The sequence below is a fragment of the Stenotrophomonas sp. T8 genome, assembly GCF_051853085.1.
Lineage (GTDB): Bacteria > Pseudomonadota > Gammaproteobacteria > Xanthomonadales > Xanthomonadaceae > Stenotrophomonas > Stenotrophomonas sepilia.
Map to the genome: position 1 here is coordinate 707,092 of NZ_CP195329.1, position 17,671 is coordinate 724,762.

19 protein-coding genes are annotated in these 17,671 nt (G+C 67.0%); 9 read left to right on the forward strand and 10 right to left on the reverse strand.

The genetic code is table 11. From position 1 onward, the window contains the following. The first annotated feature begins 82 nt into the window (after positions 1–82). From ACSDHM_RS03325 to ACSDHM_RS03335, 3 genes are all read left to right on the forward strand, one after another. Positions 83–1,120 carry a type IV pilus twitching motility protein PilT gene (locus ACSDHM_RS03325; RefSeq protein ID WP_004147099.1) on the forward strand — a complete coding sequence of 346 codons (1,038 nt, stop codon included), beginning with the start codon at positions 83–85 and terminating at the stop codon, positions 1,118–1,120. A gap of 98 nt (positions 1,121–1,218) precedes the next feature. Beyond that, entirely contained in the window at positions 1,219–2,361 is a 1,143-nt protein-coding gene (locus ACSDHM_RS03330; RefSeq protein WP_005415539.1) for a PilT/PilU family type 4a pilus ATPase, read from the forward strand. Between the two features lie 121 nt (positions 2,362–2,482). Then, entirely contained in the window at positions 2,483–3,466 is a 984-nt protein-coding gene (locus ACSDHM_RS03335; RefSeq protein ID WP_072168205.1) for an aldo/keto reductase, read from the forward strand. A 47-nt stretch (positions 3,467–3,513) separates the two neighbouring features. On the opposite strand, the gene ACSDHM_RS03340 is transcribed toward ACSDHM_RS03335, so the two are convergent. Next, positions 3,514–4,413, reverse strand: a complete 900-nt coding sequence (locus ACSDHM_RS03340) for a LysR family transcriptional regulator (RefSeq protein WP_151355008.1) — start codon at positions 4,411–4,413, stop codon at positions 3,514–3,516. Positions 4,414–4,807: 394 nt separating this feature from the next. Here ACSDHM_RS03340 and ACSDHM_RS03345 point away from each other — a divergent pair, with 394 nt between their 5' ends. Both ACSDHM_RS03345 and ACSDHM_RS03350 read left to right on the forward strand, forming a co-directional pair. Beyond that, positions 4,808–5,020 (forward strand): DUF4287 domain-containing protein, encoded by a 213-nt coding sequence (locus ACSDHM_RS03345; RefSeq protein WP_439426654.1) that lies wholly within the window; start codon positions 4,808–4,810, stop codon positions 5,018–5,020. A 111-nt stretch (positions 5,021–5,131) separates the two neighbouring features. Continuing rightward, the gene (locus ACSDHM_RS03350; RefSeq protein ID WP_353762006.1) at positions 5,132–5,839 is read left to right on the forward strand and encodes a YitT family protein; all 708 of its coding nucleotides are present in this window, start codon (positions 5,132–5,134) and stop codon (positions 5,837–5,839) included. An 82-nt stretch (positions 5,840–5,921) separates the two neighbouring features. Here the strand turns inward: ACSDHM_RS03350 and ACSDHM_RS03355 are convergent, their stop codons facing one another. Further along, positions 5,922–6,467, reverse strand: coding sequence for a DNA-3-methyladenine glycosylase I (locus ACSDHM_RS03355; protein ID WP_072168202.1), 546 nt, complete (start codon positions 6,465–6,467; stop codon positions 5,922–5,924). After that, complete coding sequence (locus tag ACSDHM_RS03360; RefSeq protein WP_439426655.1) at positions 6,464–8,257, reverse strand: DUF4153 domain-containing protein; 1,794 nt, start codon at positions 8,255–8,257, stop codon at positions 6,464–6,466. Before ACSDHM_RS03360 ends, ACSDHM_RS03355 begins: the two co-directional genes overlap by 4 nt. Before the next feature lie 91 nt (positions 8,258–8,348). Between ACSDHM_RS03360 and ACSDHM_RS03365 the strand changes: the two genes are divergently transcribed. The 4 genes from ACSDHM_RS03365 (at position 8,349) to ACSDHM_RS03380 (ending at position 11,006) form a co-directional block, all read left to right on the forward strand. Further along, positions 8,349–8,915: a YqgE/AlgH family protein gene (locus ACSDHM_RS03365; protein WP_072168200.1), complete on the forward strand. Its 567-nt coding sequence runs from the start codon at positions 8,349–8,351 to the stop codon at positions 8,913–8,915. Continuing rightward, the gene (gene ruvX / locus ACSDHM_RS03370) at positions 8,908–9,402 is read left to right on the forward strand and encodes a Holliday junction resolvase RuvX (RefSeq protein ID WP_049410643.1); all 495 of its coding nucleotides are present in this window, start codon (positions 8,908–8,910) and stop codon (positions 9,400–9,402) included. The genes ACSDHM_RS03365 and ruvX overlap by 8 nt, the downstream gene beginning before the upstream one ends. A 16-nt stretch (positions 9,403–9,418) precedes the next feature. Next, positions 9,419–10,369: an aspartate carbamoyltransferase catalytic subunit gene (locus tag ACSDHM_RS03375; protein ID WP_072168199.1), complete on the forward strand. Its 951-nt coding sequence runs from the start codon at positions 9,419–9,421 to the stop codon at positions 10,367–10,369. 145 nt (positions 10,370–10,514) lie between these two features. Continuing rightward, the gene (locus tag ACSDHM_RS03380; RefSeq protein ID WP_088497785.1) at positions 10,515–11,006 is read left to right on the forward strand and encodes an REP-associated tyrosine transposase; all 492 of its coding nucleotides are present in this window, start codon (positions 10,515–10,517) and stop codon (positions 11,004–11,006) included. A gap of 120 nt (positions 11,007–11,126) precedes the next feature. Here the strand turns inward: ACSDHM_RS03380 and ACSDHM_RS03385 are convergent, their stop codons facing one another. The 7 genes from ACSDHM_RS03385 to rapZ form a co-directional block, all read right to left on the reverse strand. Next, the gene (locus tag ACSDHM_RS03385) at positions 11,127–11,924 is read right to left on the reverse strand and encodes a prolyl oligopeptidase family serine peptidase (RefSeq protein WP_353762001.1); all 798 of its coding nucleotides are present in this window, start codon (positions 11,922–11,924) and stop codon (positions 11,127–11,129) included. A gap of 71 nt (positions 11,925–11,995) precedes the next feature. Then, on the reverse strand, positions 11,996–12,262 hold the full coding sequence (locus ACSDHM_RS03390; protein ID WP_061479786.1) for a hypothetical protein: 267 nt from the start codon (positions 12,260–12,262) through the stop codon (positions 11,996–11,998). Positions 12,263–12,367: 105 nt separating this feature from the next. Next, a complete protein-coding gene (gene mgtE / locus ACSDHM_RS03395) occupies positions 12,368–13,729 on the reverse strand; it encodes a magnesium transporter (protein ID WP_049410631.1) in 1,362 nt (453 codons plus the stop codon). Between the two features lie 126 nt (positions 13,730–13,855). Next, positions 13,856–15,625, reverse strand: a complete 1,770-nt coding sequence (gene ptsP / locus ACSDHM_RS03400; protein ID WP_439426656.1) for a phosphoenolpyruvate--protein phosphotransferase — start codon at positions 15,623–15,625, stop codon at positions 13,856–13,858. Positions 15,626–15,627: 2 nt separating this feature from the next. Beyond that, positions 15,628–15,897: an HPr family phosphocarrier protein gene (locus tag ACSDHM_RS03405; RefSeq protein WP_005408385.1), complete on the reverse strand. Its 270-nt coding sequence runs from the start codon at positions 15,895–15,897 to the stop codon at positions 15,628–15,630. Beyond that, positions 15,890–16,282: a PTS sugar transporter subunit IIA gene (locus ACSDHM_RS03410; RefSeq protein ID WP_005408386.1), complete on the reverse strand. Its 393-nt coding sequence runs from the start codon at positions 16,280–16,282 to the stop codon at positions 15,890–15,892. Before ACSDHM_RS03410 ends, ACSDHM_RS03405 begins: the two co-directional genes overlap by 8 nt. A 498-nt stretch (positions 16,283–16,780) precedes the next feature. After that, entirely contained in the window at positions 16,781–17,665 is an 885-nt protein-coding gene (gene rapZ / locus ACSDHM_RS03415; protein WP_005415554.1) for an RNase adapter RapZ, read from the reverse strand. Positions 17,666–17,671: the final 6 nt, after the last annotated feature.

Consider the following 17,671-nt stretch of genomic DNA (forward strand, 5'->3'; position numbering starts at 1 on the left):
GCGTTCCGTTGAATCAGGAGGCTATACTGCCGCCCGGGGAAAGATCCTTCCAGTCGAAGCCGTTATTGGGGAGTAGCCGCTCATGGATATCGCCGAACTGCTGGCGTTTTCCGTAAAGAACAAAGCGTCCGACCTGCACCTGTCTGCAGGCCTGCCGCCGATGATCCGCGTGGACGGCGACGTTCGCCGGATCAACATCCCGGCCCTGGACCACAAGCAGGTCCACGCGCTGGTGTACGACATCATGTCCGACAAGCAGCGCCGCGATTACGAGGAATTCCTCGAAGTGGACTTCTCCTTCGAGATCCCGTCGCTGGCGCGCTTCCGTGTGAACGCGTTCAACCAGAACCGCGGCGCCGGTGCGGTGTTCCGTACCATTCCGTCCGAGGTGCTCACCCTCGAGGACCTGGCCTGCCCGCCGCTGTTCCGCGAGGTGATCCAGCAACCTCAGGGCCTGATCCTGGTGACCGGCCCGACCGGCTCGGGCAAGTCGACCACGCTGGCGGCGATGATCGACTACATCAACAAGAACGAATACGGCCACATCCTCACCGTCGAGGATCCGATCGAATTCGTGCACACCTCGCAGAAGTGCCTGATCAACCAGCGCGAAGTGCACCGTGACACGCATGGGTTCAACGAAGCACTGCGCTCGGCACTGCGTGAGGACCCGGACATCATCCTGGTCGGCGAACTTCGCGACCTGGAAACCATCCGCCTGGCACTGACCGCTGCGGAAACCGGCCACCTGGTGTTCGGCACCCTGCACACCAGTTCGGCGGCCAAGACCATCGACCGTATCATCGACGTGTTCCCGGCCGGCGAAAAGCCGATGGTGCGTTCGATGTTGTCCGAGTCGCTGCGTGCGGTGATCTCGCAGGCACTGCTGAAGAAGGTCGGCGGCGGCCGTACCGCGGCGTGGGAAATCATGGTCGGCACCCCGGCCATCCGCAACCTGATCCGCGAGGACAAGGTGGCGCAGATGTACTCGGCCATCCAGACCGGCCAGCAGTACGGCATGATGACCCTGGACCAGCACCTGCAGGACCTGGTCAAGCGCAGCCTGATCACCCGCAACCAGGCCCGCGAGTACGCCAAGGACAAGCGCCTGTTCGAGTAAGGCGGGACAGCGACGGGCGGCGCGCGCAATGGCGCGGCCGCTCCGTGTTGTTTCCTCCACCGACCGTTACCTGGTAAACCGCTTTCCGGGAGCCCGCCGTGAACACCACCGCGACCACCATCGATTTCACTTCGTTCCTCAAGCTGATGGCGCACCAGCGCGCCTCTGACCTGTTCATCACTGCGGGTATGCCACCGGCGATGAAGGTCAACGGCAAGATCTCGCCGATCACGCAGACGCCACTGACGCCGCAGCAGAGCCGCGACCTGGTCCTCAACGTGATGACCCCGGCACAGCGCGAGGAATTCGAGAAGACACACGAATGCAACTTCGCCATCGGCCTGTCCGGTGTCGGCCGCTTCCGCGTGAGCTGCTTCTACCAGCGCAACCAGGTCGGCATGGTGCTGCGCCGCATCGAGACGCGCATTCCGACCGTGGAAGAGCTGAGCCTGCCGCCGATCATCAAGACGCTGGCGATGACCAAGCGCGGCATCATCCTGTTCGTCGGTGCCACCGGTACCGGTAAATCGACTTCGCTGGCGGCGATGATCGGTTACCGCAACCAGAACTCGACCGGCCACATCATCACCATCGAAGACCCGATCGAATTCGTGCACAAGCACGAGGGCTGCATCATCACCCAGCGCGAAGTTGGCATCGATACCGACAGCTGGGAAGCTGCGCTGAAGAACACCCTGCGCCAGGCGCCGGACGTGATCATGATCGGCGAGGTGCGTACCCGCGAAGGCATGGACCACGCCATCGCGTTCGCCGAAACCGGCCACCTGGTGCTGGCCACGTTGCATGCCAACAATGCCAACCAGGCGATGGACCGCATCGTCAACTTCTTCCCGGAAGACCGCCGCAACCAGCTGTTGATGGACCTGTCGCTGAACCTCAAGGGCGTGGTCGCGCAGCAGCTGGTGCCGTCGCCCGATGGCCGCTCGCGCAAGGTGGCGATGGAGATCCTGCTGGGCACGCCACTGGTACAGGACTACATCCGCGACGGCGAGATCCACAAGCTGAAGGAAGTGATGAAGGACTCGGTCCAGCTGGGCATGAAGACCTTCGACCAGAGCCTGTTCGAGCTGTACCAGGCCGGCGAGATCAGCTACGAGGACGCGCTGCGTTACGCCGATTCGCAGAACGAGGTGCGCCTGCGCATCAAGCTCAGCCAGGGCGGCGACGCGCGCACCCTGTCGCAGGGGCTGGATGGGGTGGAGATCTCCGAAATCCGCTGACCTGGCCGGCAACGGTCATGACCGGATTGATGAATTCCAGTCATGACCGACTGCGGTCCAGCCGGCTCAATCCATCGCCACCGCAGGCGTATCGTCAGCACTCCCCCTCTGGAGTACGACGATGCAGACACGTGAACTCGGCCGCAGCGGCCTGAAGGTTTCCGCTCTGGGCCTGGGTTGCATGGGCCTGACCCATGCCTACGGCCAGCCGGTCGAACCGAGCCAGGGCATCGCCCTGCTGCACGCTGCCGTCGAGCGCGGCGTGACCTTCTTCGACACCGCCGAGGTGTACGGCCCGTACACCAACGAAGACCTGCTCGGCCAGGCCTTGGCGCCCTACCGCGACAGGCTGGTGATCGCCACCAAGTTTGGTTTCAAGGACGCGCGCACCGATGCCGGCCTGGACAGCCGCCCGGAGAACATCCGTGCCGTGGCCGAAGCCAGCCTCAAGCGCCTGCGTACCGACCATATCGATCTGTTCTACCAGCACCGCGTCGACCCGAACGTGCCGATCGAGGATGTGGCCGGCACCGTGCGCGACCTGATCGCCGAGGGCAAGGTCGGCCACTTCGGCCTGTCCGAGGCGAGCGCTGCCACCGTGCGTCGCGCGCATGCGGTGCAGCCGGTCACCGCCGTGCAGAGCGAGTACTCGCTGTGGTGGCGCGAACCGGAGCGTGAGCTGCTGCCGACCCTGCAGGAGCTGGGCATCGGCTTCGTGCCGTTCAGCCCGCTGGGCCGCGGCTTCCTGACCGGTGCGATCAACGCCGATACCACCTTCGACGCCAACGACTTCCGTAACAGCGTGCCGCGTTTCGAAGTGGAGGCGCGCCGCGCCAATCAGGCGCTGGTGGATCGCATCAGCACGATTGCGGCAGCGCGCGGTGCGACGCCTGCGCAGGTCGCACTGGCCTGGCTGCTCGCGCAGGCACCGTGGATCGTGCCGATTCCGGGCACCACCAAGGTTCATCGCCTGGAAGAGAACCTGGGCGCGGTCGACCTGCAGCTGGCACCGGAAGAACTGCAACGCATCGCGCAGGCGCTGGACGAAGTGTCGATCGTTGGCGAGCGTTACAACCCGCAGCGTGCGGCACAGGCCAAGGGCTGATCACCGGGTGCGGACCGAGGTGGGTGCGGACCGTTGGTCCGCACACCTCATCCAGCCATCGGCCCGCGCAGCGCATCAAGCACCGTCCGCATCGCCACGGTCACGTGGCGGCGCGAAGGGTAGTACGCGTAGTAGCCATCGAAGTGCGGGCACCAGTCGTCCAGCACTGATTGCAGCCGGCCATCGTCCAGCATCGGCTGCACCCGGTCTTCCGGCAGCCAGGCCAATCCGCTGCCTGCCAGCGCAGCGGTGCGGGTCATGCCCATGGTGTTGAACGTCCACTGGCCGCTCACGCGCACGCTCAGTTCATTGCCGTCCTGGCCGAAATCCCACGGCATCAGCCCACCATGCGTGGGCAGCCGCAGGGTCACGCAGTTGTGCCCGGCCAGGTCGTCTGGATGCCGCGGCACCGCGTGCTGGCGGAAGTAGCTGGGCGCCCCGACCACGCGCATGCGCAGCGGCGGGCTGATCGGTACGGCGATCATGTCGCGCGCCAGCCGCTCGCCCAGGCGGATGCCGATGTCGTAGCGCTCGGCCACGATGTCGGCCAACCCGTAGTCGGCTGCCAGTTCCACCTTCAAATCCGGATACTGCAGCAGCAGCGGCGCCAGCCTGGGCCAGGCGATGTACTCGGCGGCGTGGCCGGTGGCATTGATACGGATGGTGCCGGCCGGGCGTTCACGGTACTCGGCCAGCGCGGCCAGCCCGTCCTCGATCTCGGCCAGGCGCGGGGCCAGGGTATCGAGCAGGCGGGCACCGGCTTCGGTGGTCGAGACGCTGCGGGTGGTGCGGGTCAGCAGGCGCACGCCCAGGCGCTGCTCCAGTCCGCGCATGGCATGGCTGAGCGCGGACTGGGACACGCCCAGCTGGGCGGCAGCCTTGGTGAAGCTGCCCTCGCGGGCAACGTGGACGAAGGCCTGCAGGTCGTTGAGATTTTCGCGGGGCATGCGGGAATGATACGGCCGGGCTGCGCCCGGCACCTGCTTCAAGCCAAGGCAACGTCAACGTCAAATGCGTGCATTCCGTGGGATGGCGGGGTGGGTCCGGTTGAGGGGGACGCCGTCCGTGTGGCTCGGTCGCGCTTGCTCGTGTGCGCTGTCCTGCGCACACGGCAAGACCGGGGGGGCGTCCTGCCCAACCCGCCCGAGGCATGCCTCGGGCCCATGGCGCTCACGCCCCGCAACCTGAGCCACCCCGCCTTCGACAGTTTCCCGCGAGCTGTTGGAACGGCATTCTGCCTTGGTGGGTGCCGACCGTTGGTCGGCACCGGGTCAAACGTGTGGGTATGTCGATTTCAGGGACTGTGGTTCGTCGAATGAATGACTTCAACGGGAGCTGCAGATGAGCACTGACACCAAGCCGAAAGGCCCGGCCTCGTACTTCCCCTCCATCGAGAAGACCTACGGGCAGCCGGTGGCGCACTGGTTCGGGCTGCTGGCGGGGAAGAAGGGCCTGAAACACTTGGAACTGGTCAGCTTCCTGAAGAGCGAGCACGGCCTGGGCCATGGCCACGCCAACGCGCTGGTGGCATACCACCTGGCCGGAAAGGGGTAACCAGCGGCCGGCGGAGGGCAGGGCAGGACGCATTCAGCTGAACGATTTCATCTGCAACTGTCATGCGGATCGTGTCTAATAGCGCTCCCCACCTGCTGTTCCCCCACCCGCATGTCCCTTCCCTCCCATGGCCCCGCGCCGTGCGACGACGCTGACGGCCACCTGGTCACCGCCGGTCCGCTGACCCCGCCGCCCGACAGCGCCGGCACCACCGCCGACGACAAAGCGCTGCGTCACTCGATCGCCGAGGACGTGCAGGGCATGGTGCTGGCCACTATTGTGGCCTCGCTGGGCCTGGCCATCTTCGCCAAGGGCGGGCTGATGATCGGCGGCATGGCGGGCATGGCCTTCCTGCTGCACTACGCGATGGGCTGGAACTTCGGCCTGGTGTTCGTGCTGGTCAACCTGCCGTTCTACTGGGTGGCGCTGCGGCGCATGGGCTGGGAATTCACCCTGAAGACCTTCGCTGCGGTCACCGCCTGTGGCGTGCTGACCGACCTGCTGCCGCGCTGGATCGACTTCTCGCACATCAACCCGCTGTACTCTGCGATCGTCGGTGGTGCGTTGTCCGGCCTGGGCATCCTGTTCTTCATCCGCCACCGTGCAAGCCTTGGTGGCATCGGCATCCTGGCGGTGTACCTGCAGCGCACCCGTGGCTGGAGCGCGGGCAAGGTGCAGATGTCCTACGACGCCTGCCTGATGGTGGCCGCGTTCTTCGTGTTGTCGCCATCGAAGGTGCTGTACTCGGCCATCGGCGCGGTGGTGCTCAGCCTGGTGCTGATGTTCAACCACCGCCCCGGCCGCTACATGGGCGTGTGACGTTCAACGGTGTTGCCGGCCAGCGGCCGGCACTACCTGAACCCATGCATGGCAGCGCCGGGCCATGCCCGGCGGATATCCATCAGCGGGCGGCGGCCTTCAACCACGGCGGCGACAGCATCAGCAGCCGCGCATGCACCGGGCAATCCTCGGCGTGCGCACCGGGCAGGTAGCCCAGGCTCATCAGGAATTCGCCGGTGATCTCGCCGCCGGTGAAGCGGAACGTCTTCTTGAACAGCTTCACCCAGTCGGCCTTGCTGCGCGGGTGGTGTGCATCCAGCCACGCCGCGAAGCTGCCATGGCTGGCCCGCAGCTGCTGGATCACCTGCGCGTTGTGGATCGCCGCCAGCACCTTCAGCCGGTTGCGGATGATGCCCGCGTCCGACAGCAGGCGCTCGATGTCCTGCTCGGCATACGCGGCCACGCGGTCGACATCGAAGCCGTCGTAGGCCGCGCGGAAGCCCTCGCGCTTCTTCAGGATCGTTTCCCAGCTCAGGCCGGCCTGGTTGATTTCCAGCACCAGCCGCTCGAACAGCTCGCGCTCGTCACGCTGCGGGAAGCCGTACTCGTTGGCGTGGTAATAGTCGTGCACCGGATGGCCCGGGGCGATGAGGCAGTAGCCGCTCATGGGGAAGGCTCGTTGGAATCGGATTCGGATTCGGGATCGATGGCCACCGCAGGGTGCCCGCCGATGGACAGCATCGGCCAGCGCGGTGGAATGAGCGTGAGTCTGCCGTCACGCAGGGCCTGGTTGATCGTCTCGGCCTGGCCGCTGACGGTGCCGAACAGCGCACCGGCCCGGCGCCACTGCGAATCCTTGCCACGTGCGTACAGTACGCAGTCCGGTCCACGGTGGGTGTTCAGCTCGCACAGCAGCACCTCGCCGGTACCATCGCCGTCCAGGTCGCGATGCACGATCAGGCAGTCGCGCTCGCTCTGGGCGCAGGATTCGCCATTGATCGATCGGGTGGCCAGAGCTTTCCACCAGTCGTCCGGTGGCGAACTGGATCCCTTGGCCAGCTTCAGCGCGCGCTGAAGCGCGGCGACGTCCTGCGGCCCCTTGTCGAGGCGATGGCCGTCGTCCCAGCGTGAGGTGCGTGCCAGTGCTGCAGCGATCACCTGTGGCGCGTTGGCATCAGCGGTGATGGCCGGATCGCGCTGCAGTTCGCGCAGCGCCTGCACGCCACGGCGCCCCAGATCGAAGCGCAGCACGTTGACGTCGCTGCTGGTGATCGCCGGCGGGTCCGCGCGCAGCCGCTCCAGTTGGCTGGACAGGGTCAGCCGCACCGGGTCCAGCAGGGGCGAGTTGCCCAGCAGGGCCAGTGCCAGCACCGCCCAGCACATCCAGCGGTTGACCGGCTCCAGCATCTGCAGCCAGCGGCGCTGCCGGCGCAGCACCGCCAGCGCGTAGCCCACGGCATAGCCGGCCGTGGCCAATGCGACGAGTACCGCCCAGAAGCGATCCAGGGTCCAGCCGTACTGCGCCACGCGCAGGCCCAATGCATACAGTGCCAGCGCGGCGTAGACCGGCAGCGTCAGCAGGCTGGCTTCGACCAGCCTGCGCAGCACCAGAGGGTAGGAGACACTGTCTTCCCCGTGCTGGTAGACCGCATTGGTGAACGCCACCAGCAGCAGCGACACCACCACCAGCAGGCTGGCGGCCGAACGGGTCTTCCACAGCGGTTCCAGCCCGGTAAGCGGCAGGCTCAGCACGAACAATACGGCGATGAACGACAGCAGCGGCAGCAGCCCACGGCAGATCGCGAACAGCACCTGGCGGGTGATCTGGATCGCGCGGTGCTGGGTGCGCCCGATCAGCACGCCGAACCCGGCCAGGCTGCCGGTGGCCAGTGCGATGAAAGCGTCCTGCCGGAACAGGTCGCGGAAGACATTCACGTCCAGCAGTTGGAACAGCGCTGCCCACAGCCACAGCAGCAGCCAGGTCAGCCCGGTGAACAGCGCCGCCAAAGCGAGGGTCAAACCGTTCTGCCAGGCGCGCTCGAACAACTCGGGATAGCTGGCGCGCCAGTGCCCATGCTGCAGCTGGAACTGCCACCAGGGCAGGGCCACGAACACCGCCACGCCCATGCCCAGGGTCAACGGAAACTGCAGCGCGCCCGATTCCAGTGCGGTCTCGCCATTGAGGTTCCAGCCGATCCAGGCGGCCAGCGCCAGCACCACCGCCGAGCCGAGCGCGGCCTGCAGCCACAGGCGGCGCTGGCCCAGCTCGACCAGGCTCAGCGCCACCGCGCTGGGAATGGCCAGCACCCAGGCGTACCAGCAGTAGCGCCAGCCGATATCGCGGAACGGCCAGGCATCGGACAGCTCCTGCGCGGCGTACAGCATCAGGCCCTGCAGCAGGGCGATCAGGACGATGGCGCTGCGTGCCGGCAGGGTCAGGGGCGATGAAGATGGCATCAATGACCTTCCGTGGCAAAGCACCATCCTAGCCCATCGCGGTTCGGCGCCATCGCGCGACCATCCCGCCCCCAGCAGGTAGAATGGGCCCATGCCTGTAATGCCGACCTCCCTTGCCGATCACCTGCTCGTCGCGCTGCCGTCGCTGCTCGACGCGACCTTTGCCCGCAGCGTCGCGCTGATCTGCCAGCACGACGAGAACGGGGCGATGGGCGTGCTGGTCAACCAGCCTTCCGAATACACGCTGGGTGAAGTGCTCGCGCAGATGGACATCACCACCGGTGATGGCGAGCTGCAGGCGCGCATGGTGCTCAATGGCGGTCCGGTGCATCCCGAACGCGGCTTCGTCATCCATGACGACGCGCGCGCGTGGGATTCCAGCCTGACCGTGGGCCACGGCCTGTACCTGACCACCTCGCGCGACATCCTCGAAGCGATGGCGCGTGGCGAAGGCCCGGCCAATGCGGTGGTCACCCTCGGCTGTGCCGGCTGGGGCGCAGGGCAGCTGGAAAGCGAGCTGTCCGAGAACAGCTGGCTGACCGTGCCGGCCGATGCCGAGCTGGTGTTCCAGCTGCCGCTGGAGCAGCGCTGGCAGGGAGCGGCTTCGCGCATCGGCGTGGACCTGTTCCGGCTGACCGACTACAGCGGCCATGTCTGAGCCCATCACGCCCGCCCCGGTTCCTGCTGCGCCGGCGATCCGCCGTGACGGCACCGTTCTGGGTTTTGATGTTGGCTCGCGACGCATCGGCGTGGCCATCGGCAGTGCTTTCGCCGCCCATGCGCGCGCGGTGGCGGTGGTCGATGTGCACGGCAACGGCCCGGACTGGACCGCGATCGAACGCCTGCTCAAGGAATGGAAGCCCGACGGCCTGGTGGTCGGCGACCCGCTGACCCTGGACGGCCAGGACCAGCCCAACCGCAAGCGTGCGCAGGGCTTTGCCCGCCAGCTGCGGGAACGCTTCAAGCTGCCGGTGGTGATGATCGACGAGCGTTCCAGCTCGGTCGAGGCGGCCCGCCGTTTCGCCGTCGAGCGCGCCGAAGGGCGCAAGCGTCGCCGTGATGCGGCCGCCCTCGACGCCGTGGCCGCGGCGGTGATCATCGACCGCTGGCTGTCGTCCCCCGACGACGCCACCCCCATTCCCTGACTGCACGACTCCCGCCATGACTGCCCAGCAAATCGATGCCTCCGGACGCCTGCGCCACCTGCTGACCCTGGAGGGCCTGCCGCGCGAAACCCTGCTGCAGCTGCTCGATCGGGCAGGGCAGATCCGCGACGCCGCAGTCGGCCGTGTCGGCAACAAGCGCCACGTGCTGGCCGGTTCGGCGGTGTGCACGCTGTTCTTCGAGCCGTCCACGCGCACCCGCAGCTCGTTCCAGCTGGCCGCGCAGCGCCTCGGGGCCGATGTGCTGAACTTCGATGCCTCGACCTCGTCCACGCGCAAGGGCGAAACCGCCTGCGACACGCTGCGCAACCTGGAAGCGATGGGCGTGCGCGGCTTCGTGGTGCGACACCCCGATGACGGCGCCGTGGCCGCGCTGGCCGAGGCGGCGGGCGAGGGCACCGCACTGATCAACGCCGGCGACGGCCGCAGCGCGCACCCGACCCAGGGCCTGCTGGACATGCTGACCCTGCGCCAGGCCAAGGGCCCGGATTTCTCGAAGCTGAAGGTGGTGATCGTCGGCGACGTGAAGCACTCGCGCGTGGCGCGCACCGACCTGCACGCGCTGCGCACGCTGGGCGTGGGCGAGATCCGCGTGTGCGGCCCGCAGTCGCTGCTGCCGGACGACGAGACCCTGAAGGGTTGCGTGGTCGGCGATGATTTCGACGCGATGCTGGAAGGCGTCGACGCGCTGATGATGCTGCGCCTGCAGCGCGAGCGCATGGAAGAAGGCCTGGTGCCGTCGCTGGAGCAGTACCACGCGCAGTATGGCCTGACCCGCGCGCGCCTGGCGCGTGCCGGCAAGGACGCTGCGGTACTGCACCCGGGCCCGATCAACCGCGGCGTGGAAGTGACCGACGACGTCGCCGATGGCCCGCAATCTTGGGTGCTGCGCCAGGTCGCCAACGGGGTCGCCGTGCGCATGGCCGTACTGGAAACCTTGCTGGGCTGACCACTTTGGTGGGTGCCGACCGTTGGTCGGCACTGAACCATCAGTGCGGTGAAGTGCGGGCCTGGCCATTGAATGGTTTCGGGCCTACCTGTATTGACGTGTTGCCCGATAGAAGAGAGATACCGGCAGGCGCACGCTTGGGCCCATGAACCGCGCACGCCTACGCCTTGGCCGCCATTCCCGGATCGGGCAATCCTACATCCTGACCACCGTCACCCAGGAACGTCGACGCTACTTCGATGATGCCACTGCGGCACAGGAGGTGATGGATGTGTTCCGTCGCATTGATGATGATGGCCTGACGCACTCACTTGCCTATGTGGTCATGCCGGACCACATCCATTGGCTTGTGGAGATCCGTGCGTTCTCGCTGGACTACATCATGCAACGCTTCAAATCGAGCAGTGCATTGCGGATCAACCGCATGCTGGGCAAGACAGGACCATTTTGGCAATCGAGCTATCACGATCACGCCATTCGTTCTGAAGAATCACTGTTTCGCCATGCGATGTACATCGTCGCCAACCCGGTCAGGGCGAACTTGGCGAGCTGCCTGGGAGAGTACCCGTATGCCTGGTGCCGATGGGAGATTGATGGGAGGTACCAAGCAATGGATTACCCCGAAGCGGAGAGATAGTGCCGACCAACGGTCGGCACCCACCAATACCCAAGCCGACCAACGGTCGGCACCCACCAATACCCAAGCCGACCAACGGTAGGTATCCACCAACAGATGTTTCCCAGCAGAAGCCGCGGTTCAGCGCTTCTGCGCGAACAGCCATGCCCACATTGCCGGGTCCGCGTAGGTGGCGTCCCAGGCATTGTGGTTGCCTTCGGGGTACTCGGTGTAGCGCACGTCACGCGCGTTGGCGTTCTGGAATGCGGCGTGCAGCCGGCGGTCGTCATCCGGCGGCACCACGTCATCCAGCGCACCATGGAAGATCCAGATCGGTGTGTGCCGAAGCCGCTTGGCGATCACGGCATAAGGATCGAATTCCTGGGCCACCTCTTCGACGAACAGGGTCGGACGCACCGCGCGCGGCGCCAGCACTGCGCCGCATACTGGCACGATCGCGGCGAAGCGCCCGGGTTGATCCAGCGCGATGTTCCAGCTGCCATAGCCGCCCATCGACATCCCGGTCAGGTACTGCCGCGAGGGATCGGCACCGAACTCGGCGATGGTGGCGTCCAGGGCGGCCAGCGCAACGCGGTTGTTGCGCCCGCTCCATTCCTGGCGGCCCGGCACCTGCGGGAATACGGCCAACGCGGGGAAGTCGGCCGCGTGCCTGCGCAGGTGCGGCCCCAGCCCGGCATGGGTCTGCTTGACGCCGTCGCCGCCACGCTCGCCGGATCCATGCAGGAACAGCACCACCGGCAGTGCGCCAGGCGTGCGCGCCGCGGCTGCCGGAATGAACACCTGGTAATAGGCGGTACGGCCATCCACTTTCACCGCACGCGATTCGAAGCGGCCACGTGTGCTGTCCGGGTGCGAGGCGCAGCCGGCCATCATCAGGATCGCCAGCATCGGCAGCCAGCGCATCATCGTACGGACCATCGACGTTCCCGGAGCGGTGGGTTCAGCCGCATCCTAGTCCGCCGCAGGTCAACGCGGCATCATGCGCCGCATCACTGCGGGCGCGGGAAGCTGGCGATGATATCCAGCTGTTCCTGGGCTTCGGCATTGCCGCTGGCGGCGGCGGCCTGCACCTGCGCCATGTCCGGGTGCAGCACCACCAGCAACGGGTTTTCGCAGACCGGGCAGTCGTACTCGGTGGCGTCCTCGTCCAGCTCCATCTCCATGGCACGCGAGCTGCCCTTCCATTCGCAGGCTGGGCAGGTGTGCTGCTGGTCGCGCCAGCCGGGCTGGAAATAGTTTTCGATCGTTGTTGCCATGAGGGTCCAGTTGGAATCGGGTCAGAGCCCCGCGCTGCGGGGATCCGACCCTGGGTCTTGGTGTGGGTCGGAGCTCCGCGTTGCGGGGATCCGGCCCGGCAGGGATCAATGCAGCAGCACCAGCGTGGCCAGGCCGAGGAAGGTGAAGAAGCCCATCGAGTCGGTCACGGCAGTCAGGAAGATGCCACTGGCCAGCGCCGGGTCGAAGCCGAAGCGTTTCAGGGTCAGCGGCACCAGCACGCCGGCCAGTGCCGCGAACAGCAGGTTGCAGGTCAGCGCGATGGCGATCACCGCCGACAGCCCGGGCGAGTGGAACCAGACCAGCACGATCAGCCCCAGGATCGAGCCGAGCAGCAGGCCGTTGAGCGCGGCCACCCGCACTTCCTTCCACAGCAGCGTGCGCGCGTTGGAGGCGCCCACCTGGCCCAACGCCAGGCCACGCACCATCAGCGCCAGCACCTGGGTGCCGGCATTGCCGCCCAGGCCGGCCACGATCGGCATCAGCACCGCCAGCGCCACCAGCTTGTCGATCGTGCCCTCGAAGTGGCCGACCACGCTGGAGGCCAGGAAGGCCGTGCACAGGTTGATCGACAGCCACATCAGGCGGCGGCGCATGGCGCGCCAGACCGGGCTGAACAGGTCCTCGTCCTCGTCCAGGCCGGCGGCGCCCAGCGCCTGGTGCTCGGCCTGGCCGCGGATGATGTCGACCACGTCATCGATGGTGATGCGGCCAACGAGGATGTTGTTCTCGTCCACTACCGGTGCAGAGATCCAGTCATGGTCGGAGAACTGCCGTGCCACTTCCTGGTCGCTCTCGCCGACGTCGATGGCCGGCTGCTCGTCGTCGATCAGGCGGTTGATCGGGGTGGTGTCCTCGTGGGTCACCAGTGCCGCCAGCGACACCCGGCCGAGATACTGGTGCCGCCGGCTGACCACGAACAGGTGGTCGGTGTGGTCCGGCAATTCGCCGCGCAGGCGCAGGTAGCGCAGCACCACGTCGACGTTGACGTCGGCGCGCACGGTCACCACGTCCGGGTTCATCAGGCGGCCGGCGCTGTCCTCGGGATAGGACAGCACCTGTTCCAGCCGCTCGCGGTTCTCGCGGTCCATCGACTTGAGGACTTCATCGATGACCGTATCCGGCAGGTCTTCGACCAGGTCGGCCAGATCGTCGATGTCCAGGTCTTCGACCGCGGCGATGATCTCGTCCGGGTCCATGTCCGCGAGCAGGCTTTCGCGCACGTCTTCGCCGACGTGGACCAGCACCTCGCCGTCGTCTTCAGGATCGACCAGGCCCCACACCACCTCGCGCTTGCCCGGCGGCAGCGATTCAAGCAGGTTGCCGATCTCGGCCGGGGCCAGGGTGTTGACCAGGCGACGTACCGGGCCCAGCCGGCCGCTGTCCAGTGCATCGGACAGCATCCGCAGTTGGCGCGCAGTCTTGTCGTGGCGTACAGCTTCAGCCATCGCAGCTCCCGCGGGATAAGAAAAGCCGCGATCCCGGCAAGGATGCGGCAACAGGGGTGTTCAGCGCGTCATTATCGCAAGGCGATGTTTCAGCGCATAGCCGCCGGATGGCACCACCCTTGGCGCTCAGGCCGTTTCCGCCACCAGCGCCAGCCAGCGTTCGATGGCGCGGCGGTCGCGCGCGGCCAGTAGTTTCGGTGCACGGGCGCGCAGTGCGCCCAGGTCAGCGTCGCGTATCGCGCGGCGTACCTCCAGCAACGTACCGGGGTGCAGGCTGAACTCGCTCAGGCCCAGCGCCAGCAGCAGCGGGGTCATCCGGGCATCACCGGCCATCTCGCCGCAGACCGCCACCGGGACGCGGTGACGCGCGCCGGTCTCGATCACCATCTGCAGCAGCCGCAGCACGGCCGGGTGCAGCGGTGAATACAACTCGCCCAGCGCCTCGTTGTTGCGGTCGGCAGCCAGCAGGTACTGCACCAGATCGTTGGTGCCGATCGACAGGAAATCGACCAGGTCGATGAAGCTCTCCAGCGCCAGCGCAGCGGCGGGGACTTCGATCATCGCGCCCAGCGGTACATGGTCGGACACCATGTGGCCTTCGCCGCGCAGCTGTTCGGTCAGTTTGAGCATGCGCCGGCGCACGGCCAGCAGCTCCTCGCGGGTGCTGACCATTGGCACCAGCACGCGCAGCTTGCCGTACGCAGACGCGCGCAGGATCGCGCGCAGCTGGGTGTCGGCCACCTTCGGCCGTGCCAGCGACAGGCGCACTCCGCGCAGGCCGAGTGCAGGGTTCTCTTCGTTGCTCAGGGTCAGGCCGGTACGGTCGGCCTTGTCCGCGCCCAGGTCCAGCGTGCGTATGGTGACCGGCCGCCCGCTCATGCCCAGCGCGGCATCGCGGTAGGTCTGGAACTGCTCTTCTTCGTCCGGCAGCTCATTGCGCTGCAGGAACAGGAATTCGGTGCGGTACAGGCCGAGCCCCTGCGCGCCCAGTGCATGTGCCTGGGTCACGTCTTCCAGTGATTCGGCATTGGCCAGCAGGGCAATGTCGACCTGGTCGCGAGTACGACTGGGCTTGCTGCGCAGGCGGCCGAGCTCGCGCTGCTCGCGCGCGTGCTCCTTCAGCCGGACGCGGTAGTCCCGCAGGTTGTCGGCCTGCGGGTTGACGGTGATGCTGCCGTCGGCGCCATCGATGATCAGCACATCGCCATCGGCGATGCGGCTGAGCAGCTGCGGCACGTTGACGATCAGGGGCAGGTGCAGGCTGCGCGCCAGGATCGCGCTGTGCGACAGCGCGCTGCCGGCGGCCGTGACGATGCCGACCACGCCCTGTGCCTGCAGCTGCGCCAGCTCGGAGGGCGCGATGTTGTCGCAGACCAGGATCTCGCCGGCCAGGCCTTTCACCGCCGACGGCCGTTCGGGTTGCAGGAAGGCGTGGATGCGCCCGATCACATGGTCGAGATCGTCCATGCGGCTCTTCAGATAGGCATCGTCCATGCCATCGAAGACCTTGGCCAGGCGGTCGCGCTGCAGGCGCAAGGCATAGCCGGCGCTGTACGGGCCGCTGCGGATCAGCTCGTCCAGGCCGTGCAGCAGCTCGGGGTCGTCCAGCAGCAGCGCGTGCAGGTCGAGGAACTCGCCCACTTCCTGGTTCAGGGCGCCATGCAGGCGCTGGCGCAGCTCGTGCATTTCCGTACGCGCGGCATCCAGCGCCCGGTGCAGGCGCGCCAGTTCGGCCTCGACCTGGTGGGCGGCCACGCGCTGCTCGGCCACCTCCAGCGCATGCGGCAGCCGCACGCGTGCCCGGCCCATCGCCATTCCGCGCGCGGCGCCGTGGCCGGCCAGCAGCTGTACCGGCCGTTGGCCGGAAGGGACCTGGCTGGCGCGTGCGCGCGGCACGCTCAGCTGTCCTCGTCGAAGCGGCGTTCGAACAGGCCGACCACCGCTTCCATCGCGGCGGCTTCGTCCTCGCCGTTGATGCGCACGGTGACCGGGGTGCCCTGGCCGGCGGCCAGCAGCATCACGCCCATGATGCTCTTGGCGTTGATCTCACGGCCCTTGGCGGCCATGGTCACGTTGCAGCGGAACGGTGCCAGGGTCTGCACCAGCTTGGCGGTGGCCCGGGCATGCAGGCCCAGGCGGTTGCTGACGGTGAGTTCTCGTTCAAGCATCGTCGACTATCGCTCCATTACGGGTACCCGCCGCGGCTGTGGCGGGCAGTTGATCCAGTCCCTGTTCCGGATAATTCATCACCCGCAGCAACATCGGCAGGCTCAGCGCCGATACCCGGCGAACCGGGGTCCCCAGCCGGGCCAGCTGCCCGGCAAGGTTGGCGGGGCTGGCGCCGTACAGGTCGGTCAGGATCAGCACGCCGTCACCTCCATCGACCCGCCGCAAAGCGGCCGAGGCGAGCGGGAGCAGGGCGTCCAGGTCTGCGTCGAACGGTACTTCGAAAGCTTCGGTTTTCAGCGGCAACTGCCGCAGGAGCCGGGTCGCCACGTCAAGCAGGGCGGTCCCGACCCCGGGATGTGTTACGAGGAGAATGCCACAGGTCATTACTGCACGTTAACAGGTCAAGGTGAATCGGCGATAGCAGCAGATGAGGGGTACTGTGTCCCGTATTCAGTGTTGCTCGGGTCGGGGCCCTTTTTCATTGAAAAAGGGATCCGACCCCATGCGTTTTTCGATGCCTGGCAGCGATTCATCCACGCATGGCATGGATCTACCGTGTCGACCAAGGTCGACACCTACCAACAGCGCACGGAATCTGTCAGAGGCGGGGCGGTGTGGGTAGGCAGGACCGTTGGCGCCATGGATGGCGCCATCGAGCCCCCAGGGGTGAGGGCGCTTTGCTTGCGAAGCACTGCTTCGCAAGCGCCCGAACGCCCAGCCGCCAGCGGCTGGGCCGGACCGCGGAGCGGGGTTCACGGCGTGTCCTGCCTACCCACACCGCCCCGCCATCCCACGGAATGCCGCTTTTGCTGTTGCTGTTGCTGTTGCCGGCCAGCGGCCGGCACTACCAACGGGTGCCGGGCGCAGCCCGGCCGACCACCCTCAATCCTGTTCGCGGTGGTAGGTGGCCACGTCCTGCCAGCCCATCTCGCGGGCGTGCCGGGCCATGCGCTCGGCCAGGAACACCGAGCGGTGCTTGCCGCCGGTGCAGCCGAACGCCACGGTCACGTAGCTGCGGGTGCCATCCCCCAGTTTCGGCAGCCAGGTATCCAGGAAATCCATCAGCTGGGCCAGGTAACGCTGCACGTCGGGCTGCGCTTCCAGATAGTCGCGCACGCCCGGCTCGCGGCCGCTCAGCGCGCGCAGGTCCGGGTCCCAGTGTGGATTGGGCAGCACCCGCGCATCGAACACGAAGTCCGCCTCGGCCGGTACGCCGCGCTTGTAGGCGAATGATTCGAACAGCAGCGACAGGCCGGTGGCATGGTCCATCGCGAACTCGGTGATGATCCGCCGCCGCAGCTGGTGCACGTTGAGGGTACTGGTATCGATCACCGCATCGGCCTCGCGGCGCAACGGTGCGGTCAGCTCGCGCTCGCGGGCGATCGCTTCGGGCAGCGACAGGCCCAGCTGGCTCAGCGGATGGCGACGGCGGGTGTCGGCGTAGCGCTTGAGCACCGTTTCGTCGCTGGCCTCGAAGAACAGTACCTTCACTTCCACGCCGGCGTCGGTGGCCAGCTGCCGCCAGTCGCCCAGCTGGCTCAGGTCGGCCTGGCCGCGGACATCGATGCCTACGGCCAGGCGGCGCGGTGCGCTGCCGTCGTGGTTGGCCAGCAGGCTGCGCACGAAGTCCGGCAGCAGGTGGATCGGCAGGTTGTCCGAGCAGTAGTAGTCCTGGTCCTCGAAGGTCTTCAGGGCGACGGATTTACCCGAGCCGGACAGGCCGCTGACGATGATCAGGGTCGGGGCGGTGGGGATTGCGGTGCTCATGGACAG

What these genes read in the sequence shown, in the direction of transcription:
- ACSDHM_RS03405 (WP_005408385.1), bottom strand. Translation starts at nt 15,897, where the DNA reads ATGCTTGAACGAGAACTCACCGTCAGCAACCGCCTGGGCCTGCATGCC.
- ACSDHM_RS03355 (WP_072168202.1), bottom strand. Translation starts at nt 6,467, where the DNA reads ATGAGCGGCTACTGCCTCATCGCCCCGGGCCATCCGGTGCACGACTAT.
- ACSDHM_RS03375 (WP_072168199.1), top strand. Translation starts at nt 9,419, where the DNA reads ATGACTGCCCAGCAAATCGATGCCTCCGGACGCCTGCGCCACCTGCTG.
- ACSDHM_RS03385 (WP_353762001.1), bottom strand. Translation starts at nt 11,924, where the DNA reads ATGGTCCGTACGATGATGCGCTGGCTGCCGATGCTGGCGATCCTGATG.
- ACSDHM_RS03325 (WP_004147099.1), top strand. Translation starts at nt 83, where the DNA reads ATGGATATCGCCGAACTGCTGGCGTTTTCCGTAAAGAACAAAGCGTCC.
- ACSDHM_RS03390 (WP_061479786.1), bottom strand. Translation starts at nt 12,262, where the DNA reads ATGGCAACAACGATCGAAAACTATTTCCAGCCCGGCTGGCGCGACCAG.
- ruvX (WP_049410643.1), top strand. Translation starts at nt 8,908, where the DNA reads ATGTCTGAGCCCATCACGCCCGCCCCGGTTCCTGCTGCGCCGGCGATC.
- ACSDHM_RS03340 (WP_151355008.1), bottom strand. Translation starts at nt 4,413, where the DNA reads ATGCCCCGCGAAAATCTCAACGACCTGCAGGCCTTCGTCCACGTTGCC.
- ACSDHM_RS03350 (WP_353762006.1), top strand. Translation starts at nt 5,132, where the DNA reads ATGTCCCTTCCCTCCCATGGCCCCGCGCCGTGCGACGACGCTGACGGC.
- ACSDHM_RS03365 (WP_072168200.1), top strand. Translation starts at nt 8,349, where the DNA reads ATGCCTGTAATGCCGACCTCCCTTGCCGATCACCTGCTCGTCGCGCTG.
- ACSDHM_RS03345 (WP_439426654.1), top strand. Translation starts at nt 4,808, where the DNA reads ATGAGCACTGACACCAAGCCGAAAGGCCCGGCCTCGTACTTCCCCTCC.
- ACSDHM_RS03410 (WP_005408386.1), bottom strand. Translation starts at nt 16,282, where the DNA reads ATGACCTGTGGCATTCTCCTCGTAACACATCCCGGGGTCGGGACCGCC.
- ACSDHM_RS03360 (WP_439426655.1), bottom strand. Translation starts at nt 8,257, where the DNA reads ATGCCATCTTCATCGCCCCTGACCCTGCCGGCACGCAGCGCCATCGTC.
- rapZ (WP_005415554.1), bottom strand. Translation starts at nt 17,665, where the DNA reads ATGAGCACCGCAATCCCCACCGCCCCGACCCTGATCATCGTCAGCGGC.
- mgtE (WP_049410631.1), bottom strand. Translation starts at nt 13,729, where the DNA reads ATGGCTGAAGCTGTACGCCACGACAAGACTGCGCGCCAACTGCGGATG.
- ACSDHM_RS03380 (WP_088497785.1), top strand. Translation starts at nt 10,515, where the DNA reads ATGAACCGCGCACGCCTACGCCTTGGCCGCCATTCCCGGATCGGGCAA.
- ACSDHM_RS03335 (WP_072168205.1), top strand. Translation starts at nt 2,483, where the DNA reads ATGCAGACACGTGAACTCGGCCGCAGCGGCCTGAAGGTTTCCGCTCTG.